Annotated in this window: 18 protein-coding genes; 12 read left to right on the forward strand and 6 right to left on the reverse strand. The window is 69.2% G+C overall.

The window, feature by feature from the left end:
• Positions 1-8: 8 nt before the first annotated feature.
• From ispD to A5705_RS08860, 5 genes are all read left to right on the forward strand, one after another.
• Complete coding sequence (gene ispD, locus A5705_RS08840; RefSeq protein ID WP_067872999.1) at positions 9-689, forward strand: 2-C-methyl-D-erythritol 4-phosphate cytidylyltransferase; 681 nt, start codon at positions 9-11, stop codon at positions 687-689.
• A complete protein-coding gene (gene ispF / locus A5705_RS08845) occupies positions 686-1165 on the forward strand; it encodes a 2-C-methyl-D-erythritol 2,4-cyclodiphosphate synthase (protein ID WP_067873002.1) in 480 nt (159 codons plus the stop codon). The genes ispD and ispF overlap by 4 nt, the downstream gene beginning before the upstream one ends.
• A gap of 110 nt (positions 1166-1275) precedes the next feature.
• The gene (gene cysS, locus A5705_RS08850; protein WP_067873005.1) at positions 1276-2682 is read left to right on the forward strand and encodes a cysteine--tRNA ligase; all 1407 of its coding nucleotides are present in this window, start codon (positions 1276-1278) and stop codon (positions 2680-2682) included.
• Positions 2683-3612: a 23S rRNA (guanosine(2251)-2'-O)-methyltransferase RlmB gene (rlmB, locus tag A5705_RS08855; protein WP_067873008.1), complete on the forward strand. Its 930-nt coding sequence runs from the start codon at positions 2683-2685 to the stop codon at positions 3610-3612. It begins immediately after the preceding gene.
• A 74-nt stretch (positions 3613-3686) separates the two neighbouring features.
• A complete protein-coding gene (locus A5705_RS08860; protein WP_068276882.1) occupies positions 3687-4640 on the forward strand; it encodes a glycerophosphodiester phosphodiesterase in 954 nt (317 codons plus the stop codon).
• A 62-nt stretch (positions 4641-4702) separates the two neighbouring features.
• On the opposite strand, the gene A5705_RS08865 is transcribed toward A5705_RS08860, so the two are convergent.
• On the reverse strand, positions 4703-6097 hold the full coding sequence (locus tag A5705_RS08865) for an NAD(P)/FAD-dependent oxidoreductase (protein WP_068276961.1): 1395 nt from the start codon (positions 6095-6097) through the stop codon (positions 4703-4705).
• A 300-nt stretch (positions 6098-6397) separates the two neighbouring features.
• On the opposite strand from A5705_RS08865, the gene A5705_RS08870 reads away from it, so the two are divergent.
• The 3 genes from A5705_RS08870 (at position 6398) to A5705_RS08880 (ending at position 10780) form a co-directional block, all read left to right on the forward strand.
• Positions 6398-6595: a hypothetical protein gene (locus A5705_RS08870; RefSeq protein WP_068276885.1), complete on the forward strand. Its 198-nt coding sequence runs from the start codon at positions 6398-6400 to the stop codon at positions 6593-6595.
• A 102-nt stretch (positions 6596-6697) separates the two neighbouring features.
• Positions 6698-9325 carry a LuxR family transcriptional regulator gene (locus A5705_RS08875; RefSeq protein WP_067873017.1) on the forward strand — a complete coding sequence of 876 codons (2628 nt, stop codon included), beginning with the start codon at positions 6698-6700 and terminating at the stop codon, positions 9323-9325.
• Between the two features lie 87 nt (positions 9326-9412).
• Positions 9413-10780 (forward strand): cytochrome P450, encoded by a 1368-nt coding sequence (locus A5705_RS08880; protein ID WP_067873020.1) that lies wholly within the window; start codon positions 9413-9415, stop codon positions 10778-10780.
• On the opposite strand, the gene A5705_RS08885 is transcribed toward A5705_RS08880, so the two are convergent.
• From A5705_RS08885 to A5705_RS08900, 4 genes are read right to left on the reverse strand one after another with little or no spacing between them, the layout of a single operon-like run.
• Complete coding sequence (locus A5705_RS08885; RefSeq protein ID WP_067873023.1) at positions 10777-12018, reverse strand: SLC13 family permease; 1242 nt, start codon at positions 12016-12018, stop codon at positions 10777-10779. The two genes, A5705_RS08880 and A5705_RS08885, sit on opposite strands and share 4 nt — an antisense overlap.
• A gap of 5 nt (positions 12019-12023) precedes the next feature.
• Positions 12024-12944: an MBL fold metallo-hydrolase gene (locus tag A5705_RS08890; RefSeq protein ID WP_067873026.1), complete on the reverse strand. Its 921-nt coding sequence runs from the start codon at positions 12942-12944 to the stop codon at positions 12024-12026.
• On the reverse strand, positions 12944-13702 hold the full coding sequence (locus A5705_RS08895) for a LamB/YcsF family protein (protein WP_068276887.1): 759 nt from the start codon (positions 13700-13702) through the stop codon (positions 12944-12946). Before A5705_RS08895 ends, A5705_RS08890 begins: the two co-directional genes overlap by 1 nt.
• Positions 13703-13754: 52 nt before the next feature.
• A complete protein-coding gene (locus A5705_RS08900; protein WP_068276891.1) occupies positions 13755-14465 on the reverse strand; it encodes a sensor domain-containing protein in 711 nt (236 codons plus the stop codon).
• Between the two features lie 252 nt (positions 14466-14717).
• Here A5705_RS08900 and A5705_RS08905 point away from each other — a divergent pair, with 252 nt between their 5' ends.
• Complete coding sequence (locus A5705_RS08905; protein WP_068276895.1) at positions 14718-15797, forward strand: LacI family DNA-binding transcriptional regulator; 1080 nt, start codon at positions 14718-14720, stop codon at positions 15795-15797.
• Between the two features lie 7 nt (positions 15798-15804).
• Here A5705_RS08905 and kstR read toward each other — a convergent pair whose 3' ends face one another.
• A complete protein-coding gene (kstR, locus tag A5705_RS08910; RefSeq protein ID WP_197507172.1) occupies positions 15805-16410 on the reverse strand; it encodes a cholesterol catabolism transcriptional regulator KstR in 606 nt (201 codons plus the stop codon).
• Between the two features lie 280 nt (positions 16411-16690).
• On the opposite strand from kstR, the gene A5705_RS08915 reads away from it, so the two are divergent.
• The 3 genes from A5705_RS08915 to A5705_RS08925 all read left to right on the forward strand — a co-directional run bounded on the left by A5705_RS08915 (position 16691) and on the right by A5705_RS08925 (position 22565).
• Entirely contained in the window at positions 16691-18814 is a 2124-nt protein-coding gene (locus A5705_RS08915; RefSeq protein ID WP_068276898.1) for an acyl-CoA dehydrogenase, read from the forward strand.
• Positions 18815-19221: 407 nt separating this feature from the next.
• Positions 19222-20514: a cation:proton antiporter gene (locus tag A5705_RS08920; RefSeq protein ID WP_067873039.1), complete on the forward strand. Its 1293-nt coding sequence runs from the start codon at positions 19222-19224 to the stop codon at positions 20512-20514.
• Positions 20515-20798: 284 nt separating this feature from the next.
• On the forward strand, positions 20799-22565 hold the full coding sequence (locus A5705_RS08925) for an NAD(P)/FAD-dependent oxidoreductase (RefSeq protein ID WP_068276901.1): 1767 nt from the start codon (positions 20799-20801) through the stop codon (positions 22563-22565).
• The last annotated feature ends 55 nt before the right edge of the window (positions 22566-22620 follow it).

Consider the following 22620-nt stretch of genomic DNA (forward strand, 5'->3'; position numbering starts at 1 on the left):
GAGCTCCGGTGGTCGGGGGCACAGTTGTCGCAGTGGTCCCCGCCGCGGGGTCAGGGGAACGGCTGCGGGCCGGCATTCCGAAAGCATTCTGTGAGCTCGACGGTCACACGCTGCTCGAACGCGCCGTCGCGGGGTTGCTGGAGTCCGGGGTTGTCGACCATGTCGTGGCGGCCGTCCCGGCCGATCGCATCGACCAAGCCAAGCAAGTCCTCGGCGGCCACACTACGGTCGTCGCCGGCGGGGCCGGCCGTATCGATTCGGTCCGTCTTGCTTTGGCAGTGCTTCCCCAATTGCCCGCGCCCGCTGATTTCGTGTTGGTCCACGACGCCGCCCGGGCACTCACCCCACCTGGGCTGATCGTGCGGGTGGTCGACGCGCTGCGTTCGGGCCACGGCGCCGTCGTGCCCGCGCTGCCGCTGTCTGACACCATCAAGGCCGTGGATGCCAACGGGGTGGTCCTGGGCACGCCGGAGCGGGCGGGCCTGCGGGCGGTGCAGACGCCGCAGGGCTTCGCCACCGGCTTGCTGCTGCGTGCCTATGAACGCGCGGTCACCGCGGATTTCACCGACGACGCGTCCCTCGTCGAGCATGTCGGCGGCCAGGTGCAGGTGGTCGACGGCGACCCGCTGGCGTTCAAGATCACCACGCAGCTCGACCTGGTGTTGGCCCAAGCGATCGTGCGCCGGTGACCGGCCTGCCCCGGGTCGGGCTTGGCACCGACGTGCACCCGATCCAAGCAGGGCGCCCGTGCCGGCTGCTGGGCCTGCTGTTCGCCGGCGCCGACGGCTGCGCCGGCCACTCCGACGGGGACGTGGCGGCGCACGCACTGTGCGACGCGCTGCTGTCGGCGGCGGGGCTGGGCGACATCGGCGCCGTGTTCGGTGTCGACGACCCGCGCTGGGCGGGCGTCAGCGGCGCCGACATGCTGCGCCACGTGGTCGGCCTGATGGCGGGGCAGGGCTATCGCGTCGGCAACGCCGCCGTCCAGGTGATCGGCAACCGGCCGAAGGTGGGTCCGCGGCGCGCGGAGGCGCAGAGTGTCCTGTCCGATCTGCTGGGGGCGCCGGTATCGGTGTCGGCGACGACCACCGACGGCCTCGGCCTGACCGGACGGGGCGAGGGACTGGCCGCCGTCGCCACCGCGCTGGTGTTCCCCACCGACTAGCTCCGCGAGACCCGAACGACTCGCCGGGGTGGCGCTCGGTGCCGACGGTCACTCCGCCGTGACGCTCGCCGTCGCAGGTCGCGGCAATTGGGCAGGTAAGCTGGCACGTCGTGACCGATCGCGCCCGCCTGCGGCTACACGACACGGCAGCCGGTGCCGTGCGTGACTTCGTCCCGCTGCGCGACGGGCACGTTTCCATCTACCTGTGCGGCGCCACGGTCCAGGGACTGCCGCACATCGGGCACGTCCGCAGCGGGGTGGCGTTCGACATCCTGCGCCGCTGGCTGATCGCGCGCGGCTACGACGTCGCGTTCATCCGCAACGTGACCGACATCGAGGACAAGATCCTGGCCAAGGCCGCCGCGGCCGGCCGGCCGTGGTGGGAGTGGGCGGCCACCTACGAGCGCGCTTTCTCCGCCGCCTACGACGCCCTGGACGTGATGCCGCCGTCCGCCGAGCCGCGAGCCACCGGGCACATCACCCAGATGGTCGAGTTAATGGAACGCCTGATCGAAACCGGCCATGCGTACGCCTCGGCCGGCGACGTCTACTTCGACGTGCTCAGCTACCCCGAATACGGCCAACTGTCCGGGCACAAGATCGACGACGTCCATCAAGGTGAGGGCGCGGCGACCGGCAAGCGCGACCAGCGCGACTTCACGTTGTGGAAGGGCGAAAAGCCCGGCGAGCCGTCGTGGCCCTCACCGTGGGGCCGCGGCCGCCCGGGCTGGCACCTGGAATGCTCGGCGATGGCCCGCACCTACCTCGGCCCGGAATTCGACATCCATTGCGGCGGAATGGATCTTATCTTCCCGCATCACGAGAACGAGATCGCGCAGAGCCGCGCCGCCGGTGACGGATTCGCCCGCTACTGGCTGCACAACGGCTGGGTGACCATGGGCGGCGAGAAGATGAGCAAGTCGCTCGGCAACGTGTTGGCCATCCCGGCGATGCTGCAGCGCGTGCGCCCGGCCGAACTGCGCTACTACCTGGGCAGCGCCCATTACCGGTCGATGCTGGAATTCTCCGAAACGGCCCTGCAGGATGCGGTCAAGGCCTATGTGGGCGTGGAGGAGTTCCTGCACCGCGTGCGCAGCCGGGTCGGTGCGGTCGAGCCGGGGGAGTGGACGCCGAAGTTCGCCGAGGCGCTCGACGACGATCTGGCGGTCCCGGCCGCGCTCGCCGAAATTCACCACGTCCGCGCCGAGGGGAACCGGGCGCTGGAGTCCGGCGACCACGAGGGCGCGCTGAAACACGCCGGCGCGATCCGGGCGATGATGGGGATCCTGGGCTGTGACCCCCTCGACGAGCGCTGGGAATCCCGCGACGAGACGTCGGCCGCGCTGGCCGCCGTCGACGTGCTGGTGCAGGCCGAAATCGAAAACCGGGAAAAGGCGCGCCAGCAACGCAATTGGGCACTGGCCGACGAGATCCGGGATCGGCTCAAGAACGCCGGTATCGAGGTCACCGACACCGCCGACGGGCCGCAGTGGACGCTGGGCGGTGACGGCAAGTAGATGGCCGGTAACTCGCGGCGCCGCGGGGCGGTACGCAAATCCGGCACCAAAAAGGGCCCTACCGTCGGCTCCGGTGGCCAGCGCCGCCGCGGGCTGGAGGGCCGCGGGCCCACGCCGCCGGCGCATATGCGCCCCCACCACCCGGCCGCCAAGCGGGCCCAGTCGCAGCCGCGCCGTCCCGCCAAGCGCACCGACGAGGCCGAAACCGTGCTGGGCCGCAACCCGGTGCTGGAGTGCCTGCGCGCCGGTGTCCCGGCGACCGCACTGTACGTCGCCCTCGGCACCGAAGCCGACGAGCGGCTCACCGAATCCGTCGCCCGCGCCGCCGACTTGGGCATCGCCATCCTGGAGGTGCCACGCGCCGACCTGGACCGGATGACCGCCAACCACCTGCACCAGGGCATCGCGCTGCAGGTGCCGCCGTACAACTACGCCCACCCCGACGACCTGCTCGCGGCGGCTCTTGACAGTCCGCCCGCGTTGCTGGTCGCCTTGGACAACATCTCCGATCCCCGCAACCTCGGCGCCATCGTGCGCTCGGTCGCCGCGTTCGGCGGCCACGGCGTGCTGATCCCGCAGCGGCGGTCGGCCTCGGTGACGGCGGTCGCCTGGCGCACCAGCGCCGGCGCCGCGGCGCGCCTCCCGGTGGCCCGGGCCACCAATCTGACCAGGGCGCTGAAGGGTTGGGCCGACGCCGGGATCCGCGTCGTCGGGTTGGACGCCGGCGGGGACACCGCCGTCGACGAGCTGGACGGCACCGACCCACTGGTCGTGGTCGTCGGCTCGGAGGGCAAGGGCCTGTCGCGGTTGGTGCGGCAGACCTGCGACGAGGTGGTATCGATTCCGATGGCGGGTCGCACCGAATCGCTGAACGCCTCGGTTGCCGCCGGGGTGGTGCTCGCCGAAATCGCCCGTCAGCGCAGGGGGTGACGTCTCTGCGCGGGCAGACACAAAAGCCCCCGACACGCCGATGTTTTCGGGGCTTTTGCGTCTGCTCGCGAAGTTTGGGCGCGCTGCTGGCGCTGGCTGTGCTTGTCGCGCCGCCGGCTTCGGCGCAACCGGCCGAGTTCGACCTGCAGGCCCATCGCGGCGGACGCGGGGAGACCACCGAGGAGTCCCTGCGGGCGTTCGCCAAATCGCTCGAATTGGGCGTCAGCACACTCGAACTCGACATCGGCATAACCAAGGACTCCGAGCCCCTGGTGTGGCACGACCCGACGATCGACGCGGAGAAGTGCGCCGACACGGCGCCTGCCTTCGCGGGCGACCCGGCGTATCCCTACGTCGGCAAGCGCGTGCACGACCTCACGCTCGCCGAGATCCGCACGCTCGACTGCGGCGAGCGCCTGGCCGAGTTCCCCGACGCGGAAGTGGTGCGCGGCAACAAGATAGCGACGTTGCCCGACGTCTTCGCGCTCACCGACTCCTATCACGCCGGGGTGCGCTTCAACGTCGAGACGAAGGTCGAGGCCGACAAGCCGGACGCCTCGGCCGGACCCCAGGAATTCGTCGACGTGATACTGGCGGCGGTCAGGTCGGCGGGCAAGGTCGACCGGGTGGAAATTCAGAGCTTCGACTGGCGGACCCTGCCCATGGTGCGCCGCGCGGAGCCGTCGATCCCGTTGGTGGCCCTGTACAACGAGCAGACGTGGGCGCCGGGCTCGCCGTGGCTGAACGGCATCGACGCCGCCGTGGTCGGTGATCCGATGATCGGCGCGCTGCTGGTGGGCGCCAACATGGTCTCGCCGAACTACGCGCTGGTCACCGGCAAGGCCTACGTCGACCGCGCGCATGCGTTGGGGCTCAAGGTGATTCCATGGACCGTCAACGACGCCGGCGCCATGCGCACACAGATCGGATACGGCGTCGACGGCATCATCACCGACTTCCCGACGCGGCTGCGCGGCGTCATGGCCGGCCTCGCGATGCCGCTGCCGCCTGCCTACCACCGTGGTTAGTCACGACATCGACGCACTGCGTGCAGGCCAGCGCGGCAGTCATGGGCCCGGCAATAGGGTGCTTACCAGCTCAAGATGACGCTGTCATCCGCATCGGCCGGCTCCGGCGAGCGGACTGCCGGAAAGACGATCGGCCTCTCGGTCACGCCGATCGATCGATCACGCGGCTTACGTAGGCGCGCGCGGGCAACCCGGCAGATCATCTCCGGGCGCAACAGCCGGGACGCGGGGTCGAGCAGCGAAGTCACCCTGGTGAACTGATCGACGATGACCGCGTCGGATTCCGCCGCGGCCAGAACGCGTTCGACGTATCCGTTCAGCAGTCTCGACATCAGCGGTGGGGTGCCCTCGACCTCCGGCAGGGCGAGGTCGGGGTTGGCCCCCAGCTGCCACGCCTGTCGGATCGGTGCTGCCGCCGCGCGGAAGAACCGCCGCGCCAAATCCTCGGTGCCGCCGGACAAGCAATCGCGCAGCGCCAGCGCCTCGAGCGCGGCAACCGTCATGCCTTGGCCGTAGATCGGGTCGAAGCTGCAGATCGCATCGCCGGTGACCAGCAGCCCAGCCGGGAAGCGGCTCAGCTTGTCGTAACGGCGCCAACGACTGCACGGCATCTTGTGCCGCACCGGCTCGCCGACGGGTTCGGCGCGGCGCACCGCGTCGAGCAGGTGCGCGGGTGCACAGTCCGCCACGAACTCGCACATGGCGGCAAGGTCGTGGGCGGGCTCGTGGCCGGCTATGCCGATCACGGTGAACAGCCACGTGTCGTTCTCGCAGTGCAGCAGGCCAACGCCTCTCGGCCTGCCTGGTACGACCCCGACGAGGAAACCCATCTCGTGTGGCAGATCCCTGGTCATGCGCAGCCGCTGGCTCGCGTAGGTCAGGTGCACCACCACGCGATCCTCACGCGGACGCTCGTACCCCAAAGCCTCCAGCCACGTCGGGGTGCGAGCACCGCGCCCGGTGGCATCGACGACCAGATCGGCGTCCAGCGCGGTGCGTTCGCCGGTCCCGCGGCTGCTCACCCGCGCCCCCGTGATGCGTTGCCGATCGCGCGTCGCGGTCAGCGCCACGAAGTCGTGCTCGTCCAGCACGGTGACATTGGCGATGTCGCGCACTCGCCTGCGGACGTGACCCTCCAGGAACGGCCGTGTCGCGCAGTAGGCCGAAAACGACGGGGCGCTGCCGGTGCGCGTCAGCAGGTGCCCGCCCACGTTGTAGTGCAGCCGGGACAGGTCGCGCCCGTCGAAGTACTGCGCGCCGTCGCGGACCAGCTCGTCGAGTATGCCCGGGAAAAATTCGCTGAGCACCTGGGCCCCACGGGGCAACAGGGCGTGCAGGTGCCGGCCCTGCGGCACACCTCGGCGATCGCCGTCGGTGTCCGGCAGGGCGTCGCGCTCCACCACCGTGACCGTGTCGAAGAAGTCGGCGAGCGACCGCGCGGCCAGCAGGCCGGCCATGCTTGCTCCCAACACCACCGCGTGATTGCCGATCCTGGCCTCGGTGTTACCCACAGCGCACCGCCTTCGCCGGTCCTCCAGCTAACGAAAGCCATGTTCACAGCGGACCACTGGCGCCGATAGCGTAGTGCGCTACGCAATTGAATCGGCGCGTAACCGGAGTGCTTAGGAAACGCGCACGAATTGGCCCGTTCGCTGCGGATACGACCGGTTGTAGACCCCCAGTGACCAGCGGCGGGCCGCTGGCGGCGAATCCGCGCGCGTTGCCCCGCGGGGCGTTCATCGGCCTGCTCGGAGGCGATGCCGGATCCGATGACAAACGGGCGGCGCGTGATCAATTCCTTTGTCGCACAACAACACCGCGGCCGCTTCGTGGTTGGCGTCGATGACGCGCACCTGTTGGACGGATCGTCCGCCCTTGTCGTTCGTGAGCTGGCGCTGTCGGGCGGGGGTGCGGCTGTGTTCGAGCAGCGCGTGCTCGGCATCAACGCCCGCTGACGTCAGCAAAGCGGTGGCGGACGCATAGCGGCGCACCGAAACGCCGATAACTCGGCCGCCGGATGCCGCCCGCGCGGGCCTGGGCGCCGTTATAGTCGCCACGTGATCAGCGGCGAGCCGTTGACCGGGCGCGACAGTGAGCTGGGAATCATTCACCGCGCCCTGAGCGGCGCTGGCAGGCACTCCGGCGTGTTGATCGCCGGAGCCGCGGGCGTGGGCAAGACCCGCCTGGCCCGCGAGGTGCTGCGCCGCGCCGAGGAGTCGGGTGAGCGGACGAAGTGGATCGTCGGCACCGAATCGGCGTGCGCTCTGCCGCTGGGGGCGTTCATCGGCTCGCTCGGCGAGGCGATGTCGGATCCGCTGGCCAACGTGCGCCGGGTGATCAATTCGTTCGTCGCGAAGCAGCGTCGGGCGCGGGTGGTGCTCGGGGTCGACGACGCCCACCTGCTGGACCGGTTGTCGGCCCTGGTCGTTCACCAGCTCGCCCAGTCGGGCGGGACCCGCCTGGTCGTCACGATGCGGACCGGCGCCGAGGAGCCCGACGCGGTGACGGCGTTGTGGAAGGACGGTTTGCTGGCCCGCCTCGATCTCGAACCGCTGTCGGCCGCCGCGACCCGCGAACTGATCGAAAGCACGCTCGGCGGTCCGGTCGATGCGCGCAGCGCGGCCCGGTTCCAAAAACTCACCGGGGGCAACACCCTGTTCCTGCGGCAGCTGCTCAGCGATCAGATCGCGGCGGGGCGGATGCGGCAATTGGCCGGGGTGTGGATGTGGGACGGTGACGTCGCGGTCTCGGCGAACCTGTCCGACACGGTGGCACGCCAGATGGGTCGGCTCAGCCCCGGTGTGGCATTGGTGGTCGACACGCTGTCGCAATGCGAGCCGTTGGCCGTCGACGTGCTGATCGATCTGGTCCGCCGCCGTGATCTGGCGGTCGCCGAGAGCATGGGCATGGTCAGCGTCGAGCGTGCCGGCGGCGGCCTGATGGCCCGGCTGGCGCACCCGCTGTTCGGTGAGCTGCGCCGCGCGAGCGCCGGGGAGATGTATCTGTCGGCGATCCGGGGCAGGCTGGCGACTCGATTGGCGCGCGAGGGCGACCCCGACATGCAGGCAACCGTGCGACGCGCGCTGCTGACGCTCGAATCGGATCTCGACCCCGAGCCCGAGCTGTATCTGGATTCCGCGCGACACGCCATGACCATGCTGGATCTGGATCTGGCCGACCGGTTCGCCGCGGCGGCCACGGAAGCCGGGGCGCCCGGAGCGGCCGGGGTGCGGGCCATGAACCTGGTGCTGCTCGGGCGCGGCGAGGAGGCCGAGACGGCGCTGCGCGACTTGGCCGACACGGCCTCGCCCGACCGCCACCACTGGGCGACGGTACGCGCGGCCAACCTGACGTGGATGCTGGGCAAGCCGCAGGTGGCGGCGGCGATCCTGGAAGACCTCGCCGCAGGCGACGAAACCCCCGCGCAGACGGCGGAGCGTCTCGCCGTGCAGGCCTGCCTGGACGCGGTGTCGGCGCGCTGCGGAGTCGCGGCCGAAAGGGCCAGAGCCGCATTGGATTTCGACGCCCTGCCCGGCTTCCACGCAATGATGGCGTCAATGGCGCTGATCATGGCGATGGGGGCGTTGGGGGAGGTCGACGAGCTGGCGGTCGTGGCCGAGCAGGCCTTGCGGCGCGCGACGACGTCGTTCCAGGCGTCGCACATGCGGTTCTGGTTCGCGGCCGTCTACGGCCGCGCCTGCCGGTTGACCGGACGCATCGACGAATTCGTCAGCACGGCAAAGCAACTGGCCGATTCGTCCCGCGATGTTCCGGGTCTGGCGTACGCGAACCTGGCCTTGATGTTGGGCAACGCCGAACTGGTTCGCGGCGCCGCCGCCGCGGCGGCCCGCTTGGTGCACGAGGCGCTTGCCGGGGCCGAAAGGCACGCAGTCACAAGCGGTTTGCGGGCGGCCAGTTACTTCGCGCTGGCCGAGGCGCATGCCAAGCTGGGACAGGTCGCCGAGGCGAATGACGCCGTCGACGGGGCGCGGTCATGTGTGCAGCCCGACTTCTTGTTCATGCACACCGCGTTCTCGTTGGCCGGTGGGTGGGCGATGGCGGCGAGCGGACGGCTGAGCGAGGCGGTGACGAGTGCCCGGGAAGCGGCGCAACTCGCCCGCGATCGTGGCCAGCCCACGCATGAACTGGCCTGCGTCCAGGCCGCGGCGCAATGGGGGGATGCCTCGCAGGCGGCGCGGGCCCGCGAACTCGCCCGGGCGTTGTCGCTGCCGCTGGCCGACGCCGTGGCGCTGCATGCCGAGAGTCTGCTCGCCGGCGACGGGGAGGGCCTGCTGGCGGCATCGGCGGCGTACCGGCGGATCGGCGATCGGGCCACGGCCGCCGACGCTGCGGCTCAGGCCTCCGTCGCGTTCGACCAGAGCCAGCGGCATCGGCGCGGACTGTATGCCGCGGCGCTGGCCAAGGAACTGGCCGACCAATGTGGCGGCTTGTGCACTCCGGCGCTGCGCACTCCGGCGGGTCTCAAGCTGTCCGGCCGCCAGCGCGATGTCGTCGAGCTGGTCGTGGCCGGCCTGTCCAACCGCCAGATCGCCGAGAAGCTGGTGATGTCGGTGCGGACGGTGGAGGGCCACGTGTACCGGGCCTGCCAGCGCGTGGGGGCCCAGTCCCGCGAGGAACTGGCATCGATCGTCAGATCCGGGCCGGGCGACGGCGGGACGGGCTGACGCCGGGCCCCGCTCATTGGGGTAGCCGACTACGCATGCGGACACATCGATTGCGGCCGTACGGTGCCATGCGACAAAGGAGTCCGCATGGTCGAGATGCTGGAGAAATCCGAAGCTCGTTCGCTGGCCCCCAAGAATCCGCTGCCGTATTGGCGGCAGGTCAAGGCGGTGCGGTCCTATATCGACGGTATGCAGGCGTTGGTGGATGCCGGCGGACCGATCACCAGGATCGTGCTCGGTCCGAAGTGGCTGCTGCCCAACCTGGTGCTGATCTCCAGCCCGCAGGGCGCCCGCGACGTGCTGGGGCGCACCGACGAGGTCGCCGACCGTGGCCGCACCCGCACCATGGTCGAGATGCACGCGCTGATGGGTGGCAACCTGCTTGATCTCCCGCACGAGCGCTGGTTACCGCGGCGGCGCGCGCTGCAGCCGATGTTCACCAAGCGTCAGGTGGCCGACTACTCGGGGCACATGGCGGCGGCGGCGCAGTCGGTCGCCGACGGTTGGTGCGACGGCGCGGTCGTGGACCTCGACAGCGAGTGCCGCAAGCTGACCCTGCGCGCCCTGGGGCGCTCGGTGCTCGGCCTCGACCTCGACGAGCGCGCCGACGAGGTGGGCCGTGCGCTGCGCACCTCGCTGACATGGGTCGGCGACCGCGCGGCGCGGCCGGTGAACCCGCCGCGGTGGCTGCCCACGCGCGGCCAGCGCGCCGCCCGCCGCGCCAACGAGACCCTGCACCGGCTGGCGGCCGAGATCCTGCACGCCGTGCGCGACGATCCCGACCGGGACGCCCCGTTGGTGCGCTCCCTCATGGCGGCGATCGATCCCGAGACCGACAGGCCGTTGACCGACGACGAAATCTGTCACGAGCTGGTGCTCTTCATGCTCGCGGGCCACGACACCACCTCGACGACGCTCACGTACGCGTTGTGGTCCCTGGGCCACCACCGCGACATCCAGGAACGGGTGCGCGCTGAGGTCGCCGCGCTGGGCGAACGGGCGCTGACCCCGGAGGACGTGCCGGGCCTCGGACTGACCGTGCGGGTGTTGCACGAGGCGCTGCGGTTGTGCCCGCCCGCCGCGGGAACGATGCGGGCGCCCACCTGCGACATCGTGGTGGACGGTCACCGGGTCGAGGCCGAAACCATGGCCATGGTGAGCTTTTACGCCTTGCACCGCGATCCCGCGGCGTGGGAGGACCCGCTGCGCTTCGATCCGGACCGCTTCCTGCCGGAGCGATCGAAGGGCCGAAGCCGTTGGCAGTACCTGCCATTCGGCGGCGGGCCGCGCTCCTGCATCGGCGATCACTTCGCGATGCTGGAGGCCACGCTCGCGCTGGCGACGATCGTGCGTGCGGCCGACATCGAATCGCTGGAGTCCGATTTCCCGCTGGACACGCCGCTCACGGTGGTCGCCGCGCGACCCATCCTCGCCCGGTCGCGGGCCTGCGCCTAGACGCCGAGCAGCCGCATCGAGGCCCACAGCGCCAGCACCGCGACCACGAGCGACGCCGGCACCGTGCACAGCCCGAGGCGGGTGTACTCGCCCACACCTGCCTCGACGTCGTGCCGGCGCAGCACGCGCCGCCACAACAGGTTTGACAGCGAACCCACGTAGGTCAGGTTGGGGCCGATGTTGACCCCGATCAGGACGGCCAGGATGGCCGCCGCCCCGCCCGGCGCGACCAGCGGCAGCAGCACCAGCGTCGCGGGCAGATTGTTGACCACGTTGGCCAGCGCGGCGGCCATCGCGGCGATCGCGAGCAGCGCGGGCAGGCCCGACCCGGACGGCAGCACCGACGACATCGCCCTGTCCATCCCGTTGACCATGACCGCGCGCACCACCACGCCCAGCGCCAGCACGAATACCAGGAACGACACGTGCGCCGAGCGCGCGATGTCGACCACCGAGGTGTGCCCGCGGCTCAGGCTGCGCACCGCCAGCACCGACGCGCCGGCGATCGCCACCCACGCCGGGTCGACGCCGACGGACTGGCCGACCGCGAAACCGGCCAGCGTCAACCCGACCGCCACCAGCACGAACAGCGGCGGCCGGGGTGCGGGTCCCAGTTCCTCCGGGTCGGGCTGCACGCGCAGATCGGCGGCGAAGAACCACCGGAAGATCACGTACAGCGTGGCCACCGCGCCCAGCCACGGCAGCGCCATCAGCGCGGTGAACTTCGTGAATGAGACGTGGGCGGTGTGAAACGCCAACAGGTTGGTCAGGTTTGAGACCGGCAGCAGCAGCGAGGCCCCGTTGGCCAGATGGGCCGTGGCGTAGGCGTACGGCCGCACCGGGGTGCGCAGCCGGCGGACGGCGGCCAGCACCACCGGGGTCAGCAGTACCACCGCGGCGTCCAGGCTCAGCACGGCGGTGATCAGCGACGCGATGACGAACACCCGCAGCAGCAGGCCGCCCGACCCGACGCGCCCCCGCGCTATCGCCGCGCCCGCCGCCTCGAACAGGCCCTCGTCGTCGCACAGCTTGGCCAGCACCAGCACCGCGCCCAAGAAAGCGACGACCCCGGCGAGCCCGGCCACCTCCTCGGTGGCCTGATGCACCGAGACCGCGCCGATCGCCACCAGGATGAGCGCCGCCGGGACCGCAGCCACCGCCTCCGGCAGCCCCCGCGGGCGGGCGACCGCGAACACCAGCACGGCAGCAAGCAGCAACAGCGCGGCGGCCAACGACATGCGTGCTACGCCCAGGGGTCTTCGCGTCGCCACACCGTCGGCATCTGCAGCGCGACGCCGTCGCGGGTGGCCAGCTCGTCGAGGATGCGGAGGGAAACGTCCAGGTCGTCGCCCGCATAGGGCAAGGCCCGCAAGGGCTTTGACAAGGGGCTGAAGAAGTCGTCCCAGTGGATCAGGATCACCCGACGCGCGCCCACCGCGCGGACGGTCTCGGCCCAGTAGTCGAGCAGGTAGGTCCGCGGCCGCAGGCCCAGCTGGCCGACGCTCAGATATGCGGCGTCCGCGCGCTCGCCGGCCAGCGCGCCCCTGACGAAGCCGGCGCTGCCCTGAATCAGCAGCCGCCGCCCCGACGGGCGGTGATGCACCAGTGCCGACCACGCCTCACCGCAGCGGTACGCCGACGCCCGCGCCGGCGGCCGCAGCGGTGCGTCGATCACGCCGGGGAAACGGTCCGGCGGGCAATGGTGCGACTTCACCAGCGTTACGTCGAAGGCGCCCAAGCGAATTGGCTCACCGGAGGTCGCTACCACGATGCGATCCTCGGGCAGCCCGTACCCGCGGCCCACGTTGGCCGCCGACTCGCCGCCGACCAGCAGCGCGCCGGTGCGGTCGGCCACCAGCGCGGAGTCCAGCGCGTGGTCGATGTGGGTGTGCACCGGGATGACGGCCTGCAGCCGCGACACCTTGGCGCGGGCCAGGCAGCCGTCCACGCGCGCCGGCGCCGGCGCCACCTTGCCGGCCGCCACCCGTGCCAGGCTGGGCCGTGAGAAGTAGCCGTCGGTCAGCAGCGCCGAGGACCCGTCGTCGAGCAGCAGCGTTGCCACCCCCAGCCACGTCGCCGACAGCGGCGACTCGGGGCCGGCGGCGGGCACATCGAACCGGTCGGAATACCGCGCCAGATCGGGCCGGCCGGGTTTGAGTCGCATCAGCAGAACGCCCTGACGTCGGCGCCGGCCGCGGCGAGCTGATCCCGCACCGCCGTCGCGATCCGCACGGCGCCTGGCGAATCACCATGCACGCAAACCGATTCCACGGTGATGGGGACCTGTGTGCCGTCGATCGCGGTGACCCGCCCGGAGGTCACCATCGCCACCACGCGGTCGGCGACCTCGGCCGGGTCGTGCAGCACCGCGCCGGGTTCCCGACGGGAAACGAGGCGGCCGTCGGGTTGGTAGGCGCGATCGGCGAACGCCTCGGCCACGGTGCGCAGGCCGGCGCGGGCGGCCTCGTCGAAGAACGCCGAGCCCGCCATGCCCAGCACCGGCAGGCCCGGGTCCAGCATGCGCACCGCCTCCGCCACGGCGGCGGCCTGTTCGCGGTCCGTCACGATCGTGTTGTAAAGCGCGCCATGGGGTTTGACGTAGCCCACCGTCGAACCGGCCGCCTCCGCGATCGACCGCAGCGCACCGATCTGGTACACCACGTCGGCGACCAGTTCGTCGGCGTCGACGTCGATGTAGCGTCTGCCGAACCCGGCCAGGTCGCGGTAGCTCACCTGCGCCCCGATCCGCACGCCGCGCTCGGCGGCCGACCGGCACACCCGCAGCATGCCCACCGGGTCTCCGGCGTGGAACCCGCACGCCACGTTGGCACTGGTGACGATCCCCAGCATCGCGTCGTCGTCGCCGAGGCGCCAGACGCCGAAGCCCTCACCCAGGTCGGCGTTGAGGTCGATACCGGGCACCCGTTCAGCTTATGGTCCGCGTGAAAGCCGCCGCGCGCCCCACCGCCGAGCGCTATTGCCGGGCCACCTTGGCCGCGATCTGCTCGGCGATGTTGACCGCCGACCCGTCGGTCAGGGGTGAGGCGCAGGCCAAGACGTCGATGGCGACGTTGTTGCGCACCGTCAAAGCCCGTTGACACGACCACCCGTCGCCACCTTCCTGAACCTCGGATGTGCTCAGCGTGCCGCTGACCTTGTTCACCCCGGCCACCGTCCACACGATGGGCGACTTGCCCTCGGGCAAATCCGAGAAGCGGCGATTGGCGCAGGCGGACCAGCCTTGCATAGAGGAGTCGTAAAAGGCGTTGGCGTCGTGCGCGGAGGGGTACGCGACCACCGCCTGGATGGCGTAGTGGTCGCGGTTGTTGGCGTCGCCGACGCTGTCGTCGAGCCGCTGGCCGCGGATGGCGGTCCATCCGGTGCCGGCATAGACCTTGTCCTGTGCGGGCCCGTCGAGCGGCAGGCAGTCCTTGTCGCTGATGGTGGAGCTCCAGTCCCACATCGCCTTGGCGCTGAACCACACCTTCATCGCCGTCGCGTTCAGCGCGCTGTTGATCTGGCCCGCGTCGAGCAGCAGCCCCTCGAGGGCCGATACGGCAACCGGATTCTGCGACACGGGGCCGGAATGGTCGGCGGGAACGGCCTTGCCGCCCACGACGGTGGTGCAGCCGGCGGCGAGCGCGGAGACCCCGGCGAGCACAATCGCGGTGAGTCGCTGGCGCACTGCCGGCCCCCTCCCCAGTTCGTGCGACCAGCTTAAGTGGCAACCTCACGACGCCGCCCGACGAGCCGGCAGGACAGGTGGGTGGCAAACGAGATCGTCCCGACGGACACCGGGATGGGATGCCGGGCGCAAGACGACAGGATCCCGCCAGCGCGCCGGCCAACCCAACACTAATGAAAATTGTTTCCATTAGAAAGTGGGGCCGCGAAGCCGCGTGTGCGCCCACCCGATCCCGCTGTAGCGTCAGCGAACGTGAGTCCCACCCCGCGCCGGCGTGCGACTCTGGCGTCGTTGGCCGACGAACTGAAGGTTTCGCGCACCACGATCTCGAATGCCTTCAACCGGCCGGACCAGCTCTCCGCCGACCTTCGCGAACGGGTGTTGGCGACGGCGAAGCGGTTGGGTTACCCGGGACCGGACCCGGTGGCGCGGTCGCTGCGGACCCGCAAGGCCGGCGCGGTGGGCCTGGTGATGGCCGAGCCGCTGACCTACTTCTTCAACGACCCGGCGGCGCGGGATTTCGTCGCGGGGGTGGCGCAGTCCTGCGAGGAACTCGGACAGGGGTTGCTTTTGGTCGCCGTCGGGGCCGGCCGCAGCCGCGACGACGGAACGGCCACCGTGCTCGGCGCGGGCGTGGACGGATTCGTGGTGTATTCGGTCTGCGACGACGATCCCTATCTGCAGGTGGTGCTGCAGCGCCGGCTGCCGGTCGTGGTGGTCGACCAGCCCAAGGGCCTGGCGGGTGTGTCCCGGGTCGGGATCGACGACCGGGCGGCCATGCGCGCGCTGGCCGACTACGTGCTGGGCCTGGGGCACCGCGAGATCGGGCTGCTGACCATGCGGCTGGGCCGGGAACGCCGGCAGGGGCTGGTGGACGCCGAGCGGCTGCGCTCGCCGGCCTTCGACGTCCAGCGCGAGCGCATCATCGGCGTCTGGGAGGCGATGACGGCCGCCGGCATCGACCCGGACTCGCTGACCGTGGTGGAGAGCTACGAGCATCTTCCCGAGTCGGGCGGCACCGCCGCCAAGGTGGCGCTGGAGGCCAATCCGCGAATCACCGCGCTGATGTGCACCGCGGACATCTTGGCGCTGTCCGCCATGGATTACCTTCGCGCACATGGCATTTACGTGCCCGGCCAGATGAGCGTCACGGGTTTCGACGGCGTGCCCGACGCGCTCGGCCGCGGGTTGACCACGCTCGCGCAGCCGAGCCTGCAGAAGGGCCGTCGGGCGGGTGAGCTGCTGCTGAAACCTCCGCGGTCGGGCCTGCCGGTAGTGGAACTCCTTGAGACGGAGCTGATTCGGGGCCGCACCGCCGGGCCACCCGCCTAGATCGCCATTACGCCTTGGGGGACTCCTGGTCGCCGATCAACAACCGCACGGCCAGGTCCAGCCGCTTGCTCACGTCGGTCGCCGAGGCCCGCCGGGTGAGCCAGGCGAGCAGATTCGACAGCCACACGTCGGAGATCACCCGGGCGATGTGGTACTGGTCCTCCGTCGGTTCGCCGTCGGCCATCGCCCGCGCGAACATGCTGTCGATGAGCTTCTCCACCTGGTCGACCTCGCTGGCCGCCGACGCGTCGGCGAAGACGTAGGCGCGCGTCATCGCCTCGGTGAGCAGCGGATTGCGCTGCATCGCCCGGTTGAGCTTGCCGACCATGAAATTCAGCCGCTGAAACGGGGTGCCGCCGGCGACGGAGGAGCGATCGGTCTTGGCGTCGATGCGGCTGAACTCGCGGCCGAGGGCCGACACCAGCAGGTGCACCTTCGAGGGGAAGTACCGGTAGAGCGTCCCCACCGCCACGTCGGCGCGATCGGCGACGGCACGCATCTGCACCGCCTCGTAGCCCCCTTTGGACGCGATGGCCATAGTGGCGTCGAGGATGCGCTTGCGGCGCTCCCGCTGCGCTTCCGAGCCGAGCTCGGACTCAGCCAGTACCGCCACGTTCATGACCTCGCGCGGCTGCGAGTCAGGAACGCGGGCAGAACCCGGGTTGGCTGACGACATCTCAGGAAGCGCTCCTCTTTCAGGTGGTTCGTTCGCAAACGATACGCAGGCTGTGCGTAAATCTCCCACCTCCCCGCAGCAGGGACAACGACGTGTACTGCTGTAATCGCGTTCGACTTGACGTTCGATCGCTGGCACTATTAGAACACGTTCTAGTGGGCTTTCAAGCAAGAAGAGCGCCCCTTCATCCCGAACCAGGCACGCGGAGGACCCGAGGGTGGTAGCGACCGTCACCGACGAACAGTTCGCCGCGCGTGCGCTGGTGCGGGATTGGGCGCGCAATCCGACGTCGGGGCCGGGCGGAACCGCGGCGATTCGCGCCGTCGAGCAGGGCAACCCGGACGCCTGGCGGCCGGTGTTCGCCGGCCTGGCCGACCTGGGGTTGTTCGGGGTGGCGATCGGCGAGGACCGCGGCGGGGCGGGCGGCAGCATCGAGGATCTGTGCGCGATGGTCGAGGAAGCGGCCAAGGCGCTGATCGCTGGGCCGGTCGCGACCACGGCCCTGGCGACGCTCGTGGTCGAGGACCCCGGATTGTTGGCCGCGCTGGCCGCCGGGGAGCGCTTCGCCGGTCTGGCGCTGGAAGGGGACGTCGAGTTCGACGGCGCGACGGGACGGGCGTCGGGCACGCTGCCGTGGGTGCTGGGCGCGGCCGACGGCGCCGTCGTGGTGGTGCCCGCCGACGGAAAGTGGCTGCTCGTCGACGCCGGGGCCGACGGCGTGCGGGTCGAGCCGCTGCGCGCCGCCGACTTCTCCCGGCCGCTGGCCAAGGTGGTGCTGACGTCGGCGCCGGCCACCGTGATCGGGGCGTCGGGGCCGCGGGTCGAGGAATTGGCCGCGACGGTGCTGGCGGCCGAGACCGCCGGCATCGCCCGGTGGTCGCTGGACACCGCCGTCGCCTACGCCAAGGTGCGCGAGCAATTCGGCAAGCCGATCGGCAGCTTCCAGGCGGTCAAGCACCTGTGCGCGGAGATGCTGTGCCGCGCCGAGCAGGCCGAGGTGGCCGCCGCCGACGCCGCCCGCGCCGCCGGCGATCCCGACGCCGACCAGTTTTCGATCGCCGCCGCCCTGGCCGCCGGCATCGGCATCGCCGCCGCCAAGGCCAACGTCAAGGACTGCATTCAGGTGCTCGGCGGCATCGGCTGCACCTGGGAGCACGACGCGCACCTGTACCTGCGCCGGGCCCACGCCATCGGCCGGTTCCTCGGCGGCCCTGAACGCTGGCTGCGCCGCATCACCGCCCTGACGCAGGCCGGGGTGCGCCGCCGCCTCAGCATCGACCTGTCGGAGGTCGAGGGCCGGCGAGCCGAGATCGCCGCGGCCGTCGCCGAGGTCGCCGCGCTGCCTCAAGCCCAACGCCAGGCCGCCCTGGCCGAGGCCGGGCTGCAGGCGCCGCACTGGCCGCCGCCGTACGGGCGCGGCGCTTCCCCGGCCGAGCAGTTGCTGATCGACCAGGAGATGGCGGCGGCCGGCGTGGTGCGCCCGGACCTGGTGATCGGCTGGTGGGCGGCGCCGACCATCCTCGAGCACGGCACGCCGGAACAGATCGAGCGGTTCGTGCCGGCCACATTGCGCGGTGAATTCCTGTGGTGCCAGCTGTTTTCCGAGCCCGGCGCCGGGTCCGACCTGGCGTCGCTGCGCACCAAGGCGGTGCGGGGGGACGGCGGCTGGCTGCTCACCGGGCAGAAGGTGTGGACGTCCGCCGCGCATAAGGCGCGGTGGGGCGTGTGCCTGGCACGTACCGATCCCGAAGCGCCGAAACACAAGGGCATCACGTACTTCCTGGTGGACATGCGCTCACCGGGCATCGAGATCCGGCCGCTGCGCGAGATCACCGGCGACTCGCTGTTCAACGAGGTCTTCCTGGACAACGTGTTCGTGCCCGACGAGATGGTGGTCGGCACGGTGAACGACGGCTGGCGGCTGGCCCGCACCACCCTGGCCAACGAGCGGGTCGCGATGGCGACCGGCACCGCGCTGGGCAACCCGATGGAGGAGCTGCTCAAGGTGCTGGCGCAGATGGACCTCGACGCCGCGCAGCAAGACCGGCTGGGCCGGCTGATCGCCATCGCCCAGACCGGCGCGCTGCTGGACCAGCGCATCGCCCAACTCGCCGTGGGCGGCCAGGATCCCGGGGCCCAGTCCAGCGTGCGCAAGCTGATCGGCGTCCGCTACCGCCAGACGCTGGCCGAGTACGCGATGGACGTCTCCGAGGGCGGCGGTCTGGTGCACAACCAGGCGGTCTTCGACTTCCTCAACACCCGCTGCCTGACGATCGCCGGCGGCACCGAGCAGATCCTGCTCACGGTGGCCGCGGAGCGGCTCCTCGGCCTGCCGCGTTAGCGGGCGGTGACAGCCGCCGCGAGCGGCCGAACTTCCATTGAGGCGTTGCAATCCAAGTCGGCAGCGGCAACGAATGACTCACGGGTCCCTACAGCTGGCCCTCGGTTGCCCGCGGTGGGGTGACCCTTACCAGCGACCGCTGAGAGGAAGAAGTGGTAGCCGCACACCAGTTCTGCGACGCCGGCGCCTGGCCGCCACTCGATTACGGCCGGCTAAGCCGGTTTTCGATGGCTGTAACCCGTGCGCCGATCCGACATCCAGGGCTCCGCCGCCACCCGTCGGCCAACGACCCCGCTTTAAACGCGTTTCCCGGGTGGTCGGCCGCCCTCGACGCACCGCCCGACGAAAACAGTCCGCGGCACCCCTCCTCCCGGCCTGTCAGCACCTCGAACTCCGGGACCTGACCGATGCCCGCAGCAACCGCTGTCCACTTTTTCCTCGAATTGGCCGTCATTCTCGGAACCTGCCGTTTCGTTGGGCTGGCGGCGCAACGCCTCGGACAGCCGCAGGTTGTCGGCGAAATGGTTGCCGGGGTACTCCTGGGGCCCTCACTGTTGGGACGGATAGCGCCCGGGGTGCAACACCAATTATTTCCGCCGGAACAAGCGAACACCGTGCTGTACACGGCAGCGCAAATTGGCTTGGTGCTCTACATGTTTCTGATCGGGCTCAACCTCGACATCAATCTCATCAAGCACCGCGCCGGCACCGCGGCCGCGGTCTCGGCGGCAGGCATCCTCACGCCACTCGCCCTGGGAGCGCTTATCGCCATGCCCCTTTCGGCGCACGGAAATTACTTCGAAAAAGGCGTTCCACTCGTCCTGGCAATGATGTTTCTGGGGGCGTCGATCGCCACCACCGCGTTTCCTATGCTCGCCCGGATAATCTTCGAACAACGCCTTTCCGGGACACCGTTGGGCACCCTCGCGTTGGTATGTGGTGCGACTGACGATGCACTCTCCTGGTGCATCCTCGCCGTGGTGCTCGCTATCCACCGCGGTAACCCGACAACGGCCACGACCGCGATAGTCGGCGGAATTCTCTATGCTCTGCTGCTCTTGACGGTTGGGCGGAAAGCCCTGGCGGGCCTGGGCGTCAGAACCCAGCGCCGGAACGCGATAACCGCACCGGTGTTGAGCACCGTTCTCATTCTGCTCATGCTCTGCGCATGGTTCACGGACACTATCGGGATTTACGCGATATTCGGTGCCTTCATCCTCGGTGTCGCCATGCCCTCCGGTGCCTTCGCGCAAAAACTCACGGCCAGCCTCGAACCACTGGTCACCACGTTCTTGCTGCCGTTGTTCTTTGTCTACTCGGGGCTGAACACCCAGATCGGTCTGGTGAACAGCTCGACACTATGGGCGGTGACGGCGGGACTCCTCATAGCTTCGATCTCAGGAAAGGGGATCGCGTGCACGTTCGCCGCGTGGCTGAGAAAAGTGCCGTTCCGCGAATCCGTTGCGCTCGGCTCGTTGATGAATGCTCGCGGGTTGATTGAACTTATTCTTCTCAACATCGGTCTTCAGGCCGGCATCATCACTCCGACGCTCTTCAGCATCCTGGTCCTGGTTGCCATCGTCACCACGCTTATGGCCACACCGATATTCGAATTCGTCTACGGGCGACACCGGGCGAACGACCCGCCCACTGATACCGGAGCCATGAAAGAGGTGCCAAGCCCGAGCGCTGCTGTGTAATGCCGCCGAGTCCGCAGTCGGCGCTGTGCAAGCACGGCGTCGATGCGTTCGCTGTTTCCCAACAATCAGAAGGGCAACCCGGTATCGCCCACACTCTCTGGCCACGAACGATGGAGATGCATTTGGACATCGAGAATTGTTGTCCCTTAACGTATCTGGCTTCGATCCGGCAAGTCGACCCTGCCGCTTAAACTGTGTGCTTCGCCCGCTTGCCAGGCAGCCAGATTGGTGTAGATTCTTAAATATTAATTAACTGAACCGAACGGCTTTCGGAGGTGGAACCTGTGGACGCGCGAGCGCAGCTGTCGCATTTGAGCTCGGAGGCGCGCCAGGCCTTGGCGCACAGGATCAAGACTCTGCTGGACGCCGATACGGCGGTCCCGGACCACGATGTCACGATCATCGGCGGCGGCGTGGCGGGGTTGACTCTGGCGCTCGAGATTCGCGGCGCGCGGCCGCAGACACGAATACTGATCATCTGCCCGACCACTCACCCGGTGTCCGAGATCACCCACACGGTAGGCGAGTCGACGGTCGAGGTCTCCGCCCATTACCTGCGGGACCGCCTTGGATTGGGCGACCATCTGCAGACCTCACAGCTTCGCAAAATGGGGTTGCGAATGTTCTTCACACACGACCGGAACACCGACATTGCCCGACGGACGGAACTCGGCAGCTCCGCGTTCGTCCCTCAGGTGACCTACCAGATCGACCGCGGCAGATTAGAGAACGAGCTCAATCGGCGTTGCCTGACCGAAGGCATCGAAATCGCTTCCGGCCGAGCGGTGTCCGTCGAATTCGCCCCCGGGGGTCGCGCAACGAAGGTTACTTTCCAGAGCGGCGACACGGTCACGCACACGATGACTCGGTGGGTGGTCGACGCGTCGGGGCGAAACCGGACACTGGCCAGGATGCTGGGCCTGAGGCGCGTAAACGAGCACAACTGCAATGCCGTATGGCTCCGCGTCGGAATGGAAATAGATATCGGCAAGTGGAGCGATAACCCGAGTTGGCAGGCGCGGCTCGTCGAGGGCGACCGTGCGCTGTCCACGAATCATCTGATGGGGGAGGGGTACTGGGTGTGGCTGATACGGCTCCCATCCGGATCGACCAGCGTCGGCATCGTCGCAGACCCAACCGTCCACGATTTCGGCGGGTTCAACACACTCGCGAAAGCACTTTCCTGGCTTCACGCGCACGAGCCACAGTGTGCCGCGGTTCTGGCGGAAAATGAGCACCTCATCAAAGACTTCAGGGTCATGAGGAACTACAGCCACGGCGCCACGAAAGTCTATGATGGCCGCGACCGTTGGTGCCTCACCGGTGACTCCGGAATTTTCCTGGATCCTTTGTACTCATCGGGACTGGACCTGGTGGCGATTGGCAACGGCCTCATCACCGACATGATTGCCCGCGACCTCGACGGTGAGGACGTCGTCGCGCGGTCGGTAATCAACGACTCTCTGTTTCGATCCCTCACCGACATGTGGCTCGCCGTGTACTGCAACCAATACACGCTGATGGGCTCACCAGTTGTGATGTCGGCGAAAGTGATCTGGGACATCGCGTTCTATTGGGGCTTCGTGGGTTTCCTCTACAGGAACGGCGGGTTCGTCAGCGTGGCCGACGATCCTCAGCTGGTGCCTCACCTGGAAGGGCTCATCAAGCTCAGTAACCGCATGCAGAGATTCTTCCGAGAATGGGCCGCAGTCGAGAGCGCGCGTCCCTCGGCGCGGTTCGTCGATTTGTACTCGCCGCTGAATTTCATGGTGACGCTGCACACGGTGATGATGGAGCAAGCCGCCGAGTTCATCGCCCGCTTCGACGCCAACGTCCGGCTGCTGAATCAGCTCGCGGGCCAGCTGGTCGAGACCGTCGTTTCGGAGAAAAGCGGTCGCTTCGCCGAAGACGACGTCATTCGGCAGGCGCAGGCCTGGCAACGGGACCCCTTCCTGCGGGAACTCCGATCCGTGTACCGCCGCGAACAGACAACCAATCCGATCAGCCAAGATTGGATTCTCGGGATGGCTCCGGCACTCGAATTCAGTTGACTTCACTCATGTTCCCGGCTCCCCGTCAAGCTGCTCGACGTCAACATCACGACTG

Source organism: Mycobacterium sp. E787, from assembly GCF_001668725.1.
Lineage (GTDB): Bacteria > Actinomycetota > Actinomycetes > Mycobacteriales > Mycobacteriaceae > Mycobacterium.

Excerpts from the sequence above, each read along its gene's own strand:
- A5705_RS08865 (WP_068276961.1), bottom strand. The coding sequence starts at position 6,097 with ATGGCCGGCCTGCTGGCCGCGCGGTCGCTCGCCGACTTCTTCGACACG.
- A5705_RS08890 (WP_067873026.1), bottom strand. The coding sequence starts at position 12,944 with ATGCGACTCAAACCCGGCCGGCCCGATCTGGCGCGGTATTCCGACCGG.
- A5705_RS08885 (WP_067873023.1), bottom strand. The coding sequence starts at position 12,018 with ATGTCGTTGGCCGCCGCGCTGTTGCTGCTTGCTGCCGTGCTGGTGTTC.
- A5705_RS08920 (WP_067873039.1), top strand. The coding sequence starts at position 19,222 with ATGCCCGCAGCAACCGCTGTCCACTTTTTCCTCGAATTGGCCGTCATT.
- A5705_RS08880 (WP_067873020.1), top strand. The coding sequence starts at position 9,413 with ATGGTCGAGATGCTGGAGAAATCCGAAGCTCGTTCGCTGGCCCCCAAG.
- rlmB (WP_067873008.1), top strand. The coding sequence starts at position 2,683 with ATGGCCGGTAACTCGCGGCGCCGCGGGGCGGTACGCAAATCCGGCACC.
- A5705_RS08870 (WP_068276885.1), top strand. The coding sequence starts at position 6,398 with ATGCCGGATCCGATGACAAACGGGCGGCGCGTGATCAATTCCTTTGTC.